The sequence below is a fragment of the Gluconobacter sp. P5B12 genome (assembly GCF_018812035.1).
Lineage (GTDB): Bacteria > Pseudomonadota > Alphaproteobacteria > Acetobacterales > Acetobacteraceae > Gluconobacter.
On the sequence record NZ_JACRVV010000009.1, the window covers coordinates 108,707 to 125,546 of the forward strand.

Annotated in this window: 16 protein-coding genes and 1 pseudogene; 8 read left to right on the top strand and 9 right to left on the bottom strand. The window is 55.1% G+C overall.

The features are described from left to right. Positions 1 to 10 precede the first annotated feature (10 nt). Positions 11 to 1,072: an alkene reductase gene (locus tag KP702_RS14035; RefSeq protein WP_215769245.1), complete on the bottom strand. Its 1,062-nt coding sequence runs from the start codon at positions 1,070 to 1,072 to the stop codon at positions 11 to 13. A gap of 131 nt (positions 1,073 to 1,203) precedes the next feature. Here KP702_RS14035 and KP702_RS16605 point away from each other — a divergent pair, with 131 nt between their 5' ends. The 3 genes from KP702_RS16605 to KP702_RS14050 all read left to right on the top strand — a co-directional run bounded on the left by KP702_RS16605 (position 1,204) and on the right by KP702_RS14050 (position 2,500). Then, positions 1,204 to 1,353, top strand: coding sequence for a LysR family transcriptional regulator (locus tag KP702_RS16605; protein ID WP_373687863.1), 150 nt, complete (start codon positions 1,204 to 1,206; stop codon positions 1,351 to 1,353). A gap of 114 nt (positions 1,354 to 1,467) precedes the next feature. Then, positions 1,468 to 1,992, top strand: coding sequence for a GNAT family N-acetyltransferase (locus KP702_RS14045; RefSeq protein WP_215769247.1), 525 nt, complete (start codon positions 1,468 to 1,470; stop codon positions 1,990 to 1,992). Between the two features lie 346 nt (positions 1,993 to 2,338). Then, complete coding sequence (locus KP702_RS14050) at positions 2,339 to 2,500, top strand: hypothetical protein (protein ID WP_215769248.1); 162 nt, start codon at positions 2,339 to 2,341, stop codon at positions 2,498 to 2,500. A gap of 707 nt (positions 2,501 to 3,207) precedes the next feature. Here the strand turns inward: KP702_RS14050 and KP702_RS14055 are convergent. Genes KP702_RS14055 through KP702_RS14070 form a run of 4 tightly spaced genes read right to left on the bottom strand, consistent with a single transcriptional unit; the run spans position 3,208 to position 8,790 of the window. Further along, entirely contained in the window at positions 3,208 to 6,348 is a 3,141-nt protein-coding gene (locus KP702_RS14055) for an error-prone DNA polymerase (RefSeq protein WP_215769249.1), read from the bottom strand. 3 nt (positions 6,349 to 6,351) lie between these two features. Beyond that, positions 6,352 to 6,609: a hypothetical protein gene (locus KP702_RS14060; RefSeq protein WP_373687860.1), complete on the bottom strand. Its 258-nt coding sequence runs from the start codon at positions 6,607 to 6,609 to the stop codon at positions 6,352 to 6,354. Continuing rightward, complete coding sequence (locus KP702_RS14065) at positions 6,585 to 8,114, bottom strand: DNA polymerase Y family protein (protein ID WP_215769250.1); 1,530 nt, start codon at positions 8,112 to 8,114, stop codon at positions 6,585 to 6,587. Before KP702_RS14065 ends, KP702_RS14060 begins: the two co-directional genes overlap by 25 nt. Further along, the gene (locus tag KP702_RS14070; protein ID WP_215769251.1) at positions 8,005 to 8,790 is read right to left on the bottom strand and encodes an ImuA family protein; all 786 of its coding nucleotides are present in this window, start codon (positions 8,788 to 8,790) and stop codon (positions 8,005 to 8,007) included. The genes KP702_RS14065 and KP702_RS14070 overlap by 110 nt, the downstream gene beginning before the upstream one ends. Positions 8,791 to 8,942: 152 nt before the next feature. Here KP702_RS14070 and KP702_RS14075 point away from each other — a divergent pair, with 152 nt between their 5' ends. Together KP702_RS14075 and KP702_RS14080 are read left to right on the top strand one after the other, a co-directional pair. Then, positions 8,943 to 9,668, top strand: a complete 726-nt coding sequence (locus tag KP702_RS14075) for a hypothetical protein (RefSeq protein WP_215769252.1) — start codon at positions 8,943 to 8,945, stop codon at positions 9,666 to 9,668. A gap of 260 nt (positions 9,669 to 9,928) precedes the next feature. After that, the gene (locus KP702_RS14080; RefSeq protein ID WP_215769253.1) at positions 9,929 to 10,555 is read left to right on the top strand and encodes an SOS response-associated peptidase; all 627 of its coding nucleotides are present in this window, start codon (positions 9,929 to 9,931) and stop codon (positions 10,553 to 10,555) included. 13 nt (positions 10,556 to 10,568) lie between these two features. On the opposite strand, the gene KP702_RS14085 is transcribed toward KP702_RS14080, so the two are convergent. Together KP702_RS14085 and KP702_RS14090 are read right to left on the bottom strand one after the other, a co-directional pair. Beyond that, a complete protein-coding gene (locus KP702_RS14085; RefSeq protein ID WP_215769254.1) occupies positions 10,569 to 11,663 on the bottom strand; it encodes a hypothetical protein in 1,095 nt (364 codons plus the stop codon). A gap of 5 nt (positions 11,664 to 11,668) precedes the next feature. Continuing rightward, positions 11,669 to 12,073, bottom strand: a complete 405-nt coding sequence (locus KP702_RS14090) for a hypothetical protein (protein WP_215769255.1) — start codon at positions 12,071 to 12,073, stop codon at positions 11,669 to 11,671. 496 nt (positions 12,074 to 12,569) lie between these two features. On the opposite strand from KP702_RS14090, the gene KP702_RS14095 reads away from it, so the two are divergent. Then, the gene (locus KP702_RS14095) at positions 12,570 to 13,769 is read left to right on the top strand and encodes a Fic family protein (protein ID WP_215769256.1); all 1,200 of its coding nucleotides are present in this window, start codon (positions 12,570 to 12,572) and stop codon (positions 13,767 to 13,769) included. Positions 13,770 to 13,932: 163 nt separating this feature from the next. On the opposite strand, the gene KP702_RS14100 is transcribed toward KP702_RS14095, so the two are convergent. Continuing rightward, on the bottom strand, positions 13,933 to 14,556 hold the full coding sequence (locus tag KP702_RS14100; RefSeq protein ID WP_232309278.1) for a TetR/AcrR family transcriptional regulator: 624 nt from the start codon (positions 14,554 to 14,556) through the stop codon (positions 13,933 to 13,935). Positions 14,557 to 14,701: 145 nt separating this feature from the next. Between KP702_RS14100 and KP702_RS14105 the strand changes: the two genes are divergently transcribed. Next, positions 14,702 to 15,448 (top strand): glucose 1-dehydrogenase, encoded by a 747-nt coding sequence (locus KP702_RS14105; RefSeq protein WP_064275434.1) that lies wholly within the window; start codon positions 14,702 to 14,704, stop codon positions 15,446 to 15,448. 230 nt (positions 15,449 to 15,678) lie between these two features. Here the strand turns inward: KP702_RS14105 and KP702_RS14110 are convergent, their stop codons facing one another. Further along, the gene (locus KP702_RS14110) at positions 15,679 to 16,299 is read right to left on the bottom strand and encodes a 2-hydroxychromene-2-carboxylate isomerase (protein ID WP_063904945.1); all 621 of its coding nucleotides are present in this window, start codon (positions 16,297 to 16,299) and stop codon (positions 15,679 to 15,681) included. A 203-nt stretch (positions 16,300 to 16,502) separates the two neighbouring features. Here KP702_RS14110 and KP702_RS14115 point away from each other — a divergent pair. Further along, positions 16,503 to 16,840 (top strand): annotated as a pseudogene (locus KP702_RS14115) (TonB-dependent receptor); the annotation flags it as partial.

Sequence of the window (16,840 nt, forward strand, 5' to 3'; positions counted from 1 at the left end):
TTATTTTTCACTATATTTTTTCATTGATTTTTGGGTAATCGGTGTAACCTTCTGGTCCACTGGCGTAGAAGGTTTTAGGATCGGGAGCGTTGAAGGGCTCTTTCGCTTTTAGGCGTTCGACCAGGTCCGGGTTTGCAATGAACAGCCGTCCGAAAGCTACCGCATCAGCGGTTCCTTCTTCGACAACTTGCTCAGCATCCGTTGGACTAAACTCATCATTTGCAATAACTGGCCCACCGAAAACAGATTTCAGTCTGCTGAGTTGGCTATCTGTTCCCTGTGTTTCACGAATGAACAGAAATCCCGCTTTGCGGGCACGCAACTCTGTTACGACATATTCAAACAGTGCAACGGGATCACTGTCTCCCATGTCGTGTTCTTCTCCACGAGGACGTAGATGAACGCCAATCCGGTTTTCTCCCCAGACAGATGTCAGCGCATCTACAATTTCCAGGAGAAATCTCGCACGGTTTTCAATGGAACCACCGTAGCGATCGGTCCTGCGATTGGTGCTGTCCTGCAAGAACTGATCGATGAGATAGCCATTCGCCGCATGGAGATGAACACCGTCGAAGCCAGCCTTTTTCGCATTCTCAGCAGCTTTGCGATAATCCTCGACAATTCCTGAAATCTCATCCGTACCCAGAGCACGAGGTGTTGGATAAGGACGTTTCGGACGCAGGAGACGGACATGACCTTCTGCAGGAAGAGCGCTCGGAGCGACCGGAAGGTCGCCATTGAGGTATTCCGGGTCTGAGATCCGTCCGACATGCCAGAGCTGTGCGACAATACGGCCGCCTGCCTCATGAACCGCCTTTGTTACGGTCGTCCAGCCTGCAACCTGCTGCTCTGTCCACAGTCCTGGGGTCCGTGGATATCCAACTCCCTGAGGGGAAATACTTGTGGCTTCGCTGATAATCAGACCGGCAGAAGAACGCTGTGCATAATACTCCGCCATAAGCTGTGTCGGAGCACGCTCGCTGTCGGCTCTGCACCTTGTGAGAGGTGCCATGATAATGCGGTTAGGCAGGGCTATGCTGCCAAGCTGGAGTGGTGAAAAAAGATCTGTCATGCCTTCTCCTGAAACAAGAAATCCGTGTCTTCAGGAAGATTATCTGTCTAACGTCAGATAATAAGTGTCATAAATGTCGTCACGGAGTAGAATATTTGTCCACGGAACTCTCTGCAGATCCTTTCACAGGTGTGCGAATTTTCGTCACAGCCGTTCAGGAAGGGAGCTTCACAAAAGCAGGGTTGCGCCTTGGTCTCACCAAGTCAGCCATCGGAAAAAGCCTCCAACGATTGGAAACAAGAATATTTGGAACTCATGTAAATGTATCTGAAAAAAATTAATAACTATATGTTCTTATAAAGAAGAATTACATAATTTCTCTTTTGCAAATTCTCTTATTAATATATAGAATACATTCTTATTTTATTGATAACCAATCACTCTTGGAGATTGCTTTGACTGATCAGAATTCTCTCGAAAATATTCCTGATATCCAGACCTTGCGTTTGCATCTCCGTATTCTGGGTGTCAACGATGCAGGCTCTTTCCAACGTCTTACAGACCACCCTCAAATTACCAACATCGTGCATTTTCTACCAACACCATTTACCGAAATTGATGCCAAAAACCTAATTATTGGGAAGGCGGATGGGCGAGATAAGTTTATGGGTGTGTGGCTTCATGGCTTTGATGATATGGCTGCTGTGATAGGTGTGCACCTACATGACGAAAACGAAATAGAGATTGGGTATTGGGTTCGGCCAGATCAGCAGAGAAAAGGTATTGCGCGAGAAGGCGCTACCGCTTTGATCATGCTGCTTACCAAATTTTTTCCAAAACGTGAAATTATTGCTGAATGCCGACCTGAGAACCGTCCTTCTTGGCAACTCCTTGAAAAAATTGGTTTCCAAGCGACGGGAAAACCGGGACTGCGACCTGGTCGATATCGTTTCATATGGAACAAAGATCTGCTCGTATGAATATATATTTCATTACATAATATTTTTTAGGTGTTACAATTTAGTATTTAATGAGTATTCTCCAAATAGATATAAATATTACAAATAAGCATGGATAGTTGTCGAACAAATTGCGTATTGGGTAGAGGTATGGTGGAAGTATTTGAGTTTGTCACTTAACCGCTGGACGCGGTTAAGTTCCTTATAGGGCGTTTTGTCATATGATCGCATTATCCGTTTGTTCGCTCGGAGCGGGATGACTGCTGTGGCGGCGCCTCCTTAGATAGCGTCTACCAAATGGTCAGCGGCCTTCCTGGCTGAGGACGCCGACAGCGACCTGACCCGCGAGGCGCGGGACGCGAACGAGGTGCTCTCGATCGCGGAAGAAAATGATCCGTATTTTGGCACGTTGCTCGCCGCCGCTGCCGGTTCAGACATCATCACGCATCCTGATCCGTCCGCTACACCCTACTCGAACGCTCGCGTATCACTCGTTAAGCTTGAAGCATCGGAACTTCGGCACGAATGATTTGCGGAACAGCATGAGGGCTGAGCTGGGGGAACACGGTATGACTGATGAGAAAGAAATCAGGAGATATGAGAAGTGAATTTTGCTCGTGTCATTATGATCCGTCGAGAGCGCCAACGCCAGCGGAGAGAAGGGGCCGCCCCAAAAGAAAGGCTCTCGGTGTCGCCACTGCTTCGGAACACTTTTGCCGCTGACAAGCAACTTCAGCGCGGCTGGAAAGCAGAAGGACTACCGGCCTGGAGGCGCCTGCTTCGGGCATTTTTAATTCAAGGATGACGGCCATGACTGACAAGCAATCGACGGAAAGGACCAAATTATGAACGTAGAGATGATCCATGACGATTGGATGCACAGATGGTTTAACCTGCTTGACGGCGGCCTTGGTTATTTCTGGTGTGGATGTTTAGCGCTAGTCGCCCTTTGACTTGGCTTTGTGTGGTGCCGGCCGAACATTCAAAGGCTCCAGCGTAGAGACTACGACTGACAAACGAAAGACCAGTCTGATGTAGGAGAATAAACTAGTTGAGTTTCGATCTGAAAGTAGAGCCCGTGGATTTATGGACAGCCGTTTCACGTCCGCTCGCGTCATGATGGACAGCCCTGCAGGCTGACCATCATGACGCGGCTCTGCCCACAACTCCACAGGTTCAGCACCAACAACAATGTTTTCATTCTTAAAATAAAATCTGCCGGTCCGGTGTTGTCCCCTACCGAAAGTCCCGTGCCTTCAACAGCTCCGATCCCTGAAGCAACGGCGTGCGGTCTTCCAGGCTGAGCACAACGACATGAATCACATCACCTTCCTTCTGAAGCCGCCCCTTGCAGGCCAGAAGACGGGAGGCGAGAAGAGGACGGCGGAATTTCTCCTGCACGTTTTTCCAGACAATCAGATTGGCCGTACCGGTTTCGTCTTCGATCGTGACGAACATGGTGCCGTTGGCCGTCCCTGGCCTTTGCCGCATCAACACCAATCCGGTGAGCTGGATCCGGCGTCCATCCCGCAGATACGGAAGATCCCCACACCGGACGATCCCTTCTTTTCGCAGGCCCTCCCGTAAAAATGCCACCGGATGACCCTTCAGGCTGAGACCCGTCGCCCGGTAGTCCTCATGCACCGAGGCCCGCTCTGACATTTGCGGCAAAGCAATCTCCGGCTCGATCACTTCCGGCAGCGGAAAGTTCCGGCCCCGATCCGCTGCCTCAAACAGCGGCAGGGCGGTATCCGCCAACCCCTTAATTGACCACAGGGCAGCACGGCGCATTTGTCCGAACATCCGAAACGCATCAGCCTCCGCCAGACATTCCAGGGTCGAGACCGGCACATCCGCACGGCGCCAGACATCGTCAATACTCTCATAGTCCGGCATCCGGGCCGCAATCAGGGCGGCCCCATGGCCGTTCGCCAGCCCCTTCACCATTCGAAAGCCCAGCCTGACGGCCGCGTGCCGTCCGCTCCGGCCGCGCTCCAGCGTGCAATCCCATCGGGAGGCGTTGATGCAGATCGGCCGGACCTCGACCCCATGCCGCTGTGCATCCTGAACGATCTGCGAGGGCGCATAAAATCCCATCGGCTGGCTGTTCAGCAGGGCGGCACAGAACACATCCGGGTAGTGACACTTCATCCAGGCCGAGGCATAGGCAATCAGGGCAAACGATGCGGCGTGGCTTTCGGGAAAGCCGTAACTGCCAAAACCTTCGAGCTGTGCGAAGGTCTGCTCGGCAAAGTCCTGCTCATAGCCATTGGCCAGCATCCCGTTGACCAGCTTGTCCCGGAACGGCGACACGCCCCCGGTCATTTTGAACGTCGCCATCGCGCGGCGGAGATGGTCCGCCTCGCCAGGTGTGAAGCCCGCGCAGTGGATCGCCACCTGCATTGCTTGCTCTTGGAACAGCGGGACACCCAGTGTTTTCCCCAGAATGCCGCGCAGGGTCTCGGACGGATAGGTGACAGGCTCCAGTTTCTCTCTTCTGCGGAGATAGGGATGGACCATATCCCCCTGGATCGGCCCCGGCCGGACGATCGCCACCTGAATCACCAGATCGTAGAATGTCCTGGGCTTCATGCGCGGCAGCATCGACATCTGCGCCCGGCTCTCGATCTGGAATGTCCCGAGCGTGTCGCCCTTCTGGATCATGCGATAGGTCTGTGGATCCTCGGCCGGGATCGCGGCGAGATCCATGCGGGTCTGATACACGGTGTGCAGCAGCTCGAACCCGCGACGCAGACAGCCGAGCATTCCCAATCCCAGAACGTCCACCTTCATGAAGCGCAGGACGTCGATGTCATCCTTGTCCCAGACGATGATCTGCCGGCCGTCCATGACCGTCGGCATCAGGGGGACGAGTTCGTCCAGGCGATCCTCGGTCAGCACAAATCCGCCTGGATGCGTGCCAAGCTGACGTGGAAAGCCGAGAAGCAGGCGCGCGAGATGGAAGGTCAGGCTAAGGCGGCGATCCTTCAGGTTGAGACCAAGATCGGCCGCACGCGCCTTGCACAGATCGGGATCGGCTAACGACGAGGCGATGTGTTTTGAAAGCTGGCCGGTCAGATCCTCCGGAAGGCCGAGCACCTTGCCGACTTCTCGCAACGCGCCTTTGGGCTGATAGCGCTGCACGGTCGCGCACAGGGCCGCGCGGTGGCGGCCGTAGTGTCGGTAGATCCACTGGATGACCTCTTCTCGGCGGTCGCTCTCGAAATCGACGTCAATATCCGGCGGCTCCTGCCGTTCGGCCGAGAGGAACCGCTCGAACAGAAGACCCGAGCGGACCGGATCAATACTGGTGATTCCCAGGACGTAGCAAACGGCCGAGTTTGCGGCCGATCCGCGTCCCTGACACACAATCCCAAGTGAGCGGGCATGACGGACAATGGTGTTCACGGTCAGAAAATACGGCGCGTAGGCCAGAGAGCCGATCAGCTTCAGCTCGTGGGCAATCTGCGTCTCGACCTCAGGCGGCGCCCCGGCCGGATAGCGACGCGGCAGTGCGGCCTGGACCAGGCGTGTCAGGGTCTCCTGTGCGCTTTCGCCTGTGCGCTCCGTTTCGGTCGGATACTGGTACGTCAGGTCATCCAAACTGAACCTGCAGGCCTCAGCAATCCGTCGCGTGTTGGCCAGAGCGTCCGGAAAGGCGGCGAACAGGCGTGCCTGTTCTTCAGGGGCTTTCAGATGGCGATCGGCGTGAACGTGACGGCGGTTGCCAAGATCATCGACGGTGCAGCCTTCCCGGATCGCCGTGACCACGTCCTGAAGAACGTGTCGGCGCGCATCGTGGTAGAGAACATCTCCCGTCACGACGCAGGACAGACCTTGTGCCGCACTGAACGCTGCGAGTGCGTGAAGCCGCGCCAGATCTCCCGGCTGGCGGAGAAGAGTCAGCGCGAGAAACCGGATCTCTTCTTCGCCCGCCCTTTGTCGTGGCAGAGCCAGCAGGCTCTGAACGTGCCCGGGAAGCGCTGCCAGATCCTCGGGCGGCAACAGGATCAGGAGGAGGTTCGGGGCCGCTGCGACGAGATCCTCCCATCCCAGAAGAAACACGTCCCGCTCGCCCCGATGATGGCCAAGGGTCAGGAGCTGGCACAGACCTGCCCAGCCCGCGCGATTGCGGGGATAGGCCAGGAGCGCACTGCCGTCACGTAAAGCCAGACGGCATCCGGGCAGGAGACGCAGACCAGCCTCACGCGCCGCCAGATGGGCGCGGATCACCCCGGCCACAGTGTTCCAGTCGGTCAGACCGATGGTGTCATAACCCAGGGCCTTCGCCTGGAACATCAACTCATCCGGCTGGCTGCCCGAGCGCAGGAACGAAAACGAGGACGTCACCTGCAATTCGACGTAAGGCATAGTCACGGCCTAGCGCCTGTGCGGATGGGGGTGCCGGCTGCTGTCAGGCGCGTTGCTGGTGGGTGCGCGCATCACGACAAATCCGGAGCGTTCCAGATAGGCGACCAGACGCTCGGCCACGAGACGCGCCATCAGTTCGGCGGCGTCATGCGTGCGCCTGCGTCCGTCGTAACAGAGCGCGTGCATCAGGACTTCGGCCACGTCCGAGGTGCTGGCCGGGATCAGGTCATCACGGGGCTCCATCAGAATATTCCCTGAAGAAACCACGCGCCCGACCCAGACCAGTCATGGGCTCCGTCGCCTTTGCGATACAGCCACAGGCGCAGGCCGGTCGTGGTCTCGACCTGCCAGTAGTCGCGGATTGCGCCATAGCGTTCGGCCGTGTGCCACCACTCACCCAGCAGACGTTCGGGGCCATCGGCCGCCGCGATGCGATGTGTCTGGCGTTTGAGGACGAACTGGCGGGGCGCACCGTCCGGGAGCAGGGCAGTGACCTGCACCCGGACGGGCAGATCGAACAGGATGTTCGGCCGCGCCCAGAGCATCTGGCTCGCGAGAGGCGGTTTTGCCATGTCATTCGGAGAAACGCGAGACTGCGCGTCTTCTGGCCAGGCGGCAAACCGGGGCGCAAGCTGATAGACGAATGTGACACCGGGGCGGTTGATCAGCCGGTCGATGAGGCTCGCGGGCAGCGTGTCCGCCTGACAGTCCTCCGGGTCTGAGAGCACCGGGCGATCCGGGCCGGCCTCCATGGGCTCGCTGGCGCTGATCGTCAACGTGACAGCCTCGATGCCAAAGCCGGGCTCAATCCGGGAAATCTGATCCTTGAGAAGACGGAGGATGCGGGGCGTATCCGAGCTCGGATCGGAGGTGCCCACCTGGATGGCCTGGACCGTGCTGTCGACACGCACACAGAGGAAATCGATCTGCCGTGCGCCTTCCCCGCGACGGGACAGCGAGGCGCAGGCTTCCGGCACAAGAGCCTCGATCACGGTCGCAATCGCCTCGGCCGTGGCGATAGGCTCAACAAGCGAGCGCGAGAGCGAGATCCGGTCCCGCAGCTGAACCACGTTCAGCGGCCTGGCCTGACGGCCAAGCGCCTCATCCAGACAGGTGAGAAGCTCCGCGCCGAACCGCTTGGCCAAAGGCGCGCGGGGAAGGGCCGCAAGGGCGCCAATGGTTGTCAGTCCCAGGCGATTGAGATGGGATGCTGTCTCCGGGGCAATCGGAAGGGCCGAACACGGCAGTTGGTCCAGAGCCTGTTTCTGCTGACCGGGCGGAATGACACAGGCCCGGTCGAGGCGGGAGCGTGCCAGAACGCGCGAGGCCGCTGCAGTGTCACTCAAAGCAAGAGAGCAGACATGACCTTTTTCGGAAAGACGCGTCCGAACGAGAGACAGCATCGCCTCTTCGCCGCCATAGAGATGAGCACAGCCGGTTGTATCGCTATAAAGGCCATCGGGCACATCCAGAGCGGGCAGGGGCGACAGCCACAGCAGCCATGAACACAGGTTCAGGAGAGCCGCATCATCGGCGTCTGTGTCCTGCTCGGCGCACAGGAGATCCGGCACAAGGCTGCGTGCCTGGGCCAGCGGTTGGCCGGGTCTCAGCCCCGCCGCCAGTGCCACCGGATTGACGGCTGTGAGCGTCTGGCGGTTGTGCTCAGGCGCGTGCACGACAAGCGGGCGATCGGAAGGGTAATGATCCGACTGGCAGAGCTGGAGGCGCTCGGTGCGCCAGAAGGGAAGCCAGAGGGCGAGAATGCGGCGCATGGTCAGGACAGTCGAGGAGCCAGTGGGCAGGACGTCCTCCGCGCACCCGCAGCAGCGAGACGGAAAGACGGCAGGGGCCGGGAAGCGGTAGAACCAATCCCGGCAGACAGAGAGGGTCTGAAGGGTGAGAGGTGATCTGCCAGCGGGTGGCGCAGGCACAGGGATCTTTTCCAGAGGAGCGGGAGACGCTGACAGGGCGCAGGAAGAAGCCGGTATTTCCGCTGCTTTCGGCGGCGAGGTTCAGACGACGCACTTCTGTCAGGGAGGGAATATGCAGACCGGCTATCACGACAATGGCGCGCTCGGGACCGCGCAGGATGTCCTCGGCGACGGCCAGAACACTGGCGTCATCGCTCTCAACGCAGATCAGGTGCCGGAGCGAGATCACGGCCTGATGCAGTCCCCAGGCATGGAGCTGAGGGGGTACCGCCCCCAGCCAGAAAACAGGCTGGTTACTGCGCGCGAGCAGAGGCAGAAGCAGGGCGAGGCTGGCCCCGATCTCGAGCGGATCGGGCACCAGGATGTCGTGCAGGCTGGCGGTTTTGAAGCCGCCGCCCAGATGGTTATCGACCGGTAGCAGGCCTGTTGGCAGCGCCCGGAGTGTAGAGTGAGGCAGGCTCCGACGCTCCAGGCATCGGACCTGCTCGCGCAGACGCGCCAGCGCGTTCGAAGTCATGACTGTTCTCCTTAACGAGAACAGAAAGAGAACAAAACGCTATCGGATGCAAGCTAAATTCGCGATATCCTGTCTTACTAGCAACACACCGATTATCCGCGAAAATGGGGATATCGAAGATTTGACGACTTCCTGTAGGGTAAGTCCTATGCTTGGAAAAATCCAATAAAAAGGTAGCCGGATCTTACGGTTTAACGGGAAATGGAAGTAAAATAGTGGATATTAGGAAGTTACTCCTCGACCTAGAGATGCGTCGTTATAGGAATGGTCTTCAAAGACTTGGTGAATCGTTTCATGCAGCGAGTAAGCCCTTTCTTCAAGATATTGCTATTATCGAGAAAGAGTTTCGCGACCTCGAAGAGGCCATTTCTCGTGGAGAGCGAACCTGGGAGATAATCGATGAAGACGGGATGGATTGTGGATATGAAAGTGATCATCTGCTGGCGATGATAAGCGATGCAGAGGAGAACCTGATGCTCCTCCGCAAAGCATTCTTAGTGTTAATATATCACCATTGGGAGCGCTCCGCTCAGGTATGGCTAGAGGATCTTCCGAAAAAGCCCAATCATGAAAGAATTGTCACTGCTCTCCGAAAGCGTGGATTCTTCATTCCACCACAATTAGACAAATTGCGAATGATTGCAAATACAATAAAGCACAATAGTAAGTGCGCAGAAGAACTATATCGTTCAAATCCAGAGTATTTTAGTTCGGATGCAAATTTCACTAAGAGAACCACCCTTGAAGGGAAAATGGTTTCTAAGGATCCGGACGACATAGATTGGGAAGGAAACATGCATTTAACGAACGAAAATTTGGATTACTTCATAAAAGTTGTACTCGAATGTGCACTACCGGCCCCTTCCTCGGCAAGCTAGCTTGAGAAAAAATCCATCTTTTCTGGGGAACAGGGAGATTAAGGCTATGGATTTGTGGACAGCCGCTTGAGGCGCCCGCTCACGCCTTCGGGACAGCTCTTACGACCTGACCCGAAGGCGCAGCTCTGCCCACAAGTCCATTGCGCAAACAACAATAGCTTTTATTTCTTCTAATAAAGGAACGCAGCCGCAGCGCTCCGTATTCTTCTCTAAGAGAACTTCGCAGATAAGATATACGGCTTCAGAGCAGACGAGCGATCATGTGTAACCTCTATGCTCAGACGTCCTCACAGGATGAGATCCGCGCTCTTGCGGAGGTTCTCAATGACCATACGGGCAATCTTCCCCTCATGCCGGATGTCTATCCGGATTACGCGGCGCCTATTGTGCGCAACGGGCAGAACGGTCGGGAGCTGGTTCTGGCCCGATGGGGCATGCCGTCGCCTGCCTTTGCCCTGAAAGGCCATAAGGTCGACCGGGGGGTGACGAATATCCGCAATACGAGCTCTCTGCACTGGCGACGCTGGCTGGGTGTTTCGCATCGCTGCGTGGTGCCGTTTACGGCTTTCTCGGAACAGGCGCGCCAAGATGACGGGTCGTTTCATCCGGTATGGTTCGCAGCCGACGAGACAAAGCCTCTCCGCTTTTTTGCCGGGATCTGGACCTCCTGGACCTCGGTACGCAAACTCAAGGAAGGCGAGGTTACGGCCGATTTTTTCGGCTTCCTGACAACGGAAGCCAACGCGGTGGTCGCGCCCTACCATCCCAAAGCCATGCCCGTCATTTTGAAAGACCGGGAAGAGATCGAAACCTGGCTGACGGCCCCCACACCGGACGCCCTGAAACTGCAGAGGCCACTGAAAGAGTCATCTCTTCAGGTTCTCTGAACAGATGAACGATCTAACTGGCCTTCTTTCCCTTGAGGCGGGCGATTAGTCGGGAACTTCGCATTATGGCTTCATCCGCCTGATCCATGGCTGCTGCCAGATCCTCATAATCGAACTGAACCGGATCCAACCAGGTTAGCGGCGGGAGCTGCGTCATCTCGTCCGCCCCGACAGAGTACGCCGTGAACAGATCATTCTTGCGCGGTCGCCCGCGTTTTCGGCCAGGAACGGGTCGCTTGGGCGGTGTCACAATGTCGCTGAGGGATTCCATTACGGCAAGACCGAACAGGCGATGAGCCGCCCGGTGCGTAACTTCGACAACAATGCCCCGGTCCTGGAACACGCTGAGAAGCTGCAGCGCGCTTTTCAGCGACATGCCGAGACGCTCCGCCAGCATGGACGCGGACACGAGCGGCTGGATCGCCAGCACATTGATCGCCTGGGGTGCGCGCGAATGCCGACGTTGCGCGCCGCATCTCTCAAGCGCCTGCATTCTGGCTCGCTCCAGGTGGCGCAGAAGGTCATGCGCCTCGCGGACTTCGGCCAGAAGAGCATCGAGCCACCAGCACAGCCAGAGCTCGATCTCCCAAGGTGTTCCAGGCGAGAGTGCTTCGATGCCGGTCAGGATCAAAGGCGTCCGGAGAATATCATGGGCGTGCCAGTAGCGGCCTAACGCTGCACAGAAGGGAGCACGGGGTCGACCGGACTCCAGCCAGCGATGAAAAGCAATCCCTGCATCAAGGATAGGTCCCCAGCCTGACGACTGCTCGCTCAGAAAATCTTCCGCTTCGGCAATGGCGCTTGCCTGCATCTCATCCGGGCGAGCATACCAACGCCAGATCGTAAAGGCATGAGAGGCAGCATCCACGGTCGTGCCGCGCTCAAAGCTGTCCTGCCCGATCACTCTCGGAACAAGACCATGGAGTTCAGCGACGAGATACCAGGGATCAATCACCCAGCCATCGACAGCGCCGTGGCGCCGGATAGCAGCCAAACGTTGTCTGAAGATAACAGCGGGCACCACTGCTGCCCCTCTCAGCGCCTGATCCAGACGTCCCAGCTCAAGACTGAACTGGGTCAGTCTTTCAACAAACGGAGGAGTAGCCACTTAATCTATGAGGCGTTGTTCTTGGAAACGTCCGCAACATGGGCGTTCCATACGGGCTCCAAATACTCGATAAACTCTTTGGGCAGGGGAATGGAATGAGTGGTCTTAATCATCCGGTCGTCCATAGCCTCAATCTGATCCATGGAAAACGGAGGAGCGTCTTCTACCTCTCCGACGAAGACCGGCTCGACCAGATTCCACCTCAAGCCGGAAGCCGTAGTGCCCATTTTTTCAGTGTTTGAGCACGGAAGATTCACGGGCAATGACGTGGAAAGACTGGCCTTCAAAGCCGCAAACGTCCGGAACCCGTGCCGTTTGGAGAGTTGTTCGAGAGCCTGCGTGTAAGACAATGTGCCAGACCGACTTTCCTGTCGGGCCTGCTTTTTGAGCGCTTCAAGAGAAATCGTCATCTGAAATCCTCGACCGGAAGACTAAGTCACAGGGCCTGATTTGCGTCACATTCCGAACGGGAGGTTATGACAGTCTGTCTGAGAGACTTTTCCGTTGTTTCACAGGTCGGAAGGCGCGCTATGTCTCCCGCCTTTGGCAGGATAACTAGCATCTTTCAACTAGACTGAACAGGATTACAATCGGTTGATCTGATTGTTAATTGGACGGGCGAACGACTGATTCCGGGGCGTAGCTGAGCTGTCCACTAGACTTTCACGCGGCACGACATTTTAGTTTAACCGGTATCTCAACAAAGGGGATTAGCTTTCTGAATCAGTCAGGGCCACAGCGACCTAATTTCGCAGCAGTCGTCTGTCTATCGTCAGGACAAAATGTTAATCGCATCCTTATCCGCGAACCTTTCACACAAGCTCGAAAAAAGAAAATTGTTGAAATCTTTCTGTAATAACCTTTAATAAGATTGTTTTTTAAGTTCTTTGATAAAGGTTTTGGGCCATGAAGCGAACTGAACTCTCCGGTGGTGTCCGTGAGCGTCTGGTGCGTCTTCCAGCCCCTTATGAGCATCACTACGGGGTGCTTCCTCTCCCTCTTCCGGAGGAAGGAATTCCTCTAGAAGAAATCACAGCGGTGCATTCCGAAGCCCAACTGGCATTGGGACAGGCTGATGAGATTGCACGCTCTCTTCCAGATCCTTATCAGATCAGTCGTATTCTCAGCCGCCGTGAAGCTGTCAGCAGTTCGGCGATGGAAGGAACCCATAGCACCCTGGATGAACTTCTTATCGCCGACGAAGATGACGATCAGGCAGGGCAGGCAGTTCGACAGGTTCGGGATTACGCGCTGGCTCTGGAGCGGTTCGTGCCATCGGCTCTTATTAAGGGCCGTCAAATCTTTCAGGTCGATCTGATCCAGAACCTGCATCGTAACGTACTCGGCCATGATGCGTCCTACCGGGATACTCCGGGAGACTTCCGACAGGAGGTCGTCTGGATCGGCGGCAATGGGCACATTGCCTATTCCGTTTATAATCCTCCACCACCGGCTGAAGTCCCTCATTTTCTGGAAGAGACCCTGGATTACATGCGGGAAGACGGAATGCAGATGATGACTCAGTCCTTGATTACCCGGATGGCGTTAGCCCACGCTCATTTCGAGGCTGTTCATCCGTTCCGAGACGGGAATGGTCGCGTAGGTCGGCTTTTGCTACCCTTGATGATGGCAGCCGAGAAACACGTTCCGCTCTATCTCTCACCGTATATAGAGCTCCACAAACAGGCTTATTATGCAGCTCTCAAACAAGCACAGCAGAAGCTAAACTGGCTTCCTCTGATCGGCTTTGTTTCGGATGCCATTGTTCAAACCGTTCAGGAGTTACGCATCACCCGTGAAGCTCTCAGAACCCTGAATGCTGCATGGTTGACCCGTCGTTCATTCCGGAAAGGATCAGCAGCGCTACGAACGCTTGATATCCTTAGGGATTATCCGGTTCTGACGGCTCCACGTCTGGGAACTTTGCTGTCGATTACGCCACCTGCTGCTCACACGGCAATTGGCCAACTTTGCCAGGCTGGGATCCTAAGAGAACGAACTGGCTATGCCCGCAATCGGATTTACGTTGCAGATGAAGTGCTTGGCATCCTGAACCGACCCTTTGCGGAAGATCCTATCGTTCCGGGCGCAGCCACCCAAGCCTAATGTCCTTTCTCTGATCGTGATCGGCGAGAGAGCGGAACCCTCTGTATTCTCTCTTTCCCGCAGTAAAAAACATGTCGGATAATATTTGTTATGCCAACTATAATGCATTTGCATGCTGGAGTTCATAACCAATCGGTTTGATGAAGCCTCTTAAAAATTTCGGTCATGCCTTTGGCCAGGCGTTCATTCCAAACCGCGCAATTTCCATCAGCCGCTCCTGTGATGCTCCGTCACGGGCTTGGACGGCCATGCCGCGTAGGAGGGATCCGTAGAACGCTGCTAGAGCTTCAATATCGGTACCTGTCGGCAAATCTCCTACCTCCAAACCCTGTTGCAGGCATGCAGCCATAGCGCCTTCTGCCTGTGTCCGCTGACTAGCCAAAAGATCGCGCAAACGGTGCTGGTTCGGGGAGCATTGCGTTGCCGCGACTGAGATCATGCAGCCTGCAGGCTGGTCGGGGCGTGTAAATTCAACGGCAGCTGCTGTCGTTAAATCCTGAAAGACAGTTCGCGTATCGGCATCTTCACCAAGGATATCGAGAAACCAACCTCCAGCGACACTCATGTAGGTCTCAATCACCTCGTGATACAGCGCCTCTTTGCTTCCGAAAGCATTGTAAAAGCTGGAAGCACTGATCTTCATGACCGAAATAAGATCATCGAAACTCGTCCCCTCATAGCCGCGATCCCAAAACAAGCGCATGGCGGCACACAAGGCTTCCTTGCGATCGAAAGATTGAGGGCGCCCGCGCCCTCGCCGCTCACTGGGGTCTTTTTTTGGTGCCATCGCTCCATAAATCCTTGAAACCGGAGATCCAAACCTCATATGCCTTATGTTGGAGCGATTACTCCATATTTAAATCCTTTGCTTTCGACCAACCGGGCATAAAGTACGCATGTGCGTTCTGGCCCATACAGACAGGCACATATCCATGAGCAAACTTTCCGGAAAAGTTGCAATCGTAACCGGCGCCTCTAAAGGAATTGGGGCTGGTATTGCCAAGGCACTCGCCGAAGCGGGGGCGGCTGTCGTCGTCAATTACGCCTCAAGCAAGTCCGGAGCGGACGCCGTCGTCTCAGCCATTGCCAGCAATGGCGGTCAGGCCGTCGCTGTTCAGGGAGATGTTTCTCGTAAATCCGATGCGCAGGCCATAGTGGATGCGGCGATCAGTCAATTCGGGCGCTTGGATATTCTCGTCAATAATTCCGGGGTTTACGAATTTGCTTCGATCGACGAGATCACCGAAGACCATTTCCATCGTCTCTTTAATGTCAATGTGCTTGGCACTTTACTGACGACCCAGGCCGCCGCCAAACACCTTGATGATGGCGGTAGCGTTATCAATATCAGCTCCGTTGTATCTCGTATTACGCCACCAAATTCTGCGGTCTATACGGGAACAAAGGGAGCCGTTGACGCCATTACAGGTTCTCTTGCGCGTGAGCTGGGGCCGAGAAATATTCGGGTAAACGCTATCAATCCTGGCCTGATTGAAACAGAAGGCACCAAAACTGCCAATGTTGTGGGTTCCGAAATGGAACAGCTCATTATTTCACAGACACCGCTGGGACGTAGCGGCCAGGTTCATGACATTGCTCCACTTGCCGTGTTTCTCGCCTCTGACGATGCGCGCTGGCTGACAGGTGAAACACTCATTGCCTCCGGTGGGCTGCGCTGACGTTTGACGTTAACCCGGCGGACCTCTGCCGGGTTAATATTTTATTATTGGTTTGTATTCACGAACAATATTGTCCGCGAAATATACTCTGCCAGGAAGACTTAAGCCATATTATCTAGAGAATGCTTGTGTCGTGAGAACAGGCCTACCGTGGCTTATGAGTTCTCCGCTCAAACACAGTTTCCAGAGTGCGTTGGGAAGGTAACGGCAGATACGAAGGAAAATAATAGTCATAGTCCCCCACGAATTTTCCGTTGCACAAAGTCCAGCCTGTCTTGCCCCCAAAACAGTTCGTTTCCGACGACGTAGGTAGGAGTACCAAAGATACCAAGCTGTTCTGCGTCAGACAGGTTTTTTTCCCATACAGCGTATACTTCTGGCGTTTGGGAAAAGACTAAGAGCTCTTTGGTGTCGCAATGGAGTACGTTTTCAACAATACCCTCAAGCGTATTCGTATCCGCAATATCCTGATCATGGGCCCATAATGCGGATTGAATCGCCCATGACAAAGCGACATCGTCATAGCCTTTGAGACCCGCGGCAATAACAAGACAAGCCGCATACTCTATAGTTCTGCAGGGATAATATTTCGGTTTCAGATTAAGAGGAATATCTAGAAACTTCCGCCAGCGGGTCAATTCAACCACATGATAATTCTGTCGGGCAGTGGGGCGCTCCCGCAAAGGGATTCCGCCATTACTCTGGATGATCCGAATTGGTCGCAGCACAAGTGATACGCCTTCCGACCGAGCAATTTCACGCAGCTTTGGCATCCCAAGATAAGCCCAAGGCGACGAGATTCCATAAAAAACCTGGATCGTCCCCACATTCGATGGCTGCTCGTCGGTCATTTTTGTTCCTTACATTGACAATATGAAAGAGTGATCGTGAATAAGAATGAGTTTAGATCATTAATCTCGTTGCGTCATGCGATAACATAATATACGACTCACTGAGTAGCTTATGGAAATGCACTCATTAATATAGTTATTAATGAGTGCAGCCAAAATGCGAATGGGCCTGTTTCCTCCAACCTTTTCGTCCGGATCCCGCCATGTCCGCATCTCGTGAGTTTCCAGCACTTCTGACCCTCATTCTGTTGACATTAGGGGGCACTGCTCAGGCTGCAGATGAGCAATCGTCCGATCATGACGTCATGCATAGACAGCCAATTCCTTCCCGCACACCAAAGAAGGCGGCCACAACGCATGCGCCTGCCCCGGTCAGAAAAGCGGAAGAAATTCATGTTAGAACAGAGACGCTCTCCGGAGGTGTGACCAATACTACACCCGGCGGAGGACTCATGCCGGTTCAAACGGTTCCACGCATGCAGAGCGGGGTTACGCGAGACTATATTGCGAAGCAGTCCCCAACCACGAACACACTCAATCT

Excerpts from the sequence above, each read along its gene's own strand:
- KP702_RS14095 (WP_215769256.1), top strand. The coding sequence starts at position 12,570 with ATGAAGCGAACTGAACTCTCCGGTGGTGTCCGTGAGCGTCTGGTGCGT.
- KP702_RS14090 (WP_215769255.1), bottom strand. The coding sequence starts at position 12,073 with ATGACGATTTCTCTTGAAGCGCTCAAAAAGCAGGCCCGACAGGAAAGT.
- KP702_RS14110 (WP_063904945.1), bottom strand. The coding sequence starts at position 16,299 with ATGACCGACGAGCAGCCATCGAATGTGGGGACGATCCAGGTTTTTTAT.
- KP702_RS14105 (WP_064275434.1), top strand. The coding sequence starts at position 14,702 with ATGAGCAAACTTTCCGGAAAAGTTGCAATCGTAACCGGCGCCTCTAAA.
- KP702_RS14080 (WP_215769253.1), top strand. The coding sequence starts at position 9,929 with ATGTGTAACCTCTATGCTCAGACGTCCTCACAGGATGAGATCCGCGCT.
- KP702_RS14070 (WP_215769251.1), bottom strand. The coding sequence starts at position 8,790 with ATGACTTCGAACGCGCTGGCGCGTCTGCGCGAGCAGGTCCGATGCCTG.
- KP702_RS14100 (WP_232309278.1), bottom strand. The coding sequence starts at position 14,556 with ATGGCACCAAAAAAAGACCCCAGTGAGCGGCGAGGGCGCGGGCGCCCT.
- KP702_RS14065 (WP_215769250.1), bottom strand. The coding sequence starts at position 8,114 with ATGCGCCGCATTCTCGCCCTCTGGCTTCCCTTCTGGCGCACCGAGCGC.
- KP702_RS14035 (WP_215769245.1), bottom strand. The coding sequence starts at position 1,072 with ATGACAGATCTTTTTTCACCACTCCAGCTTGGCAGCATAGCCCTGCCT.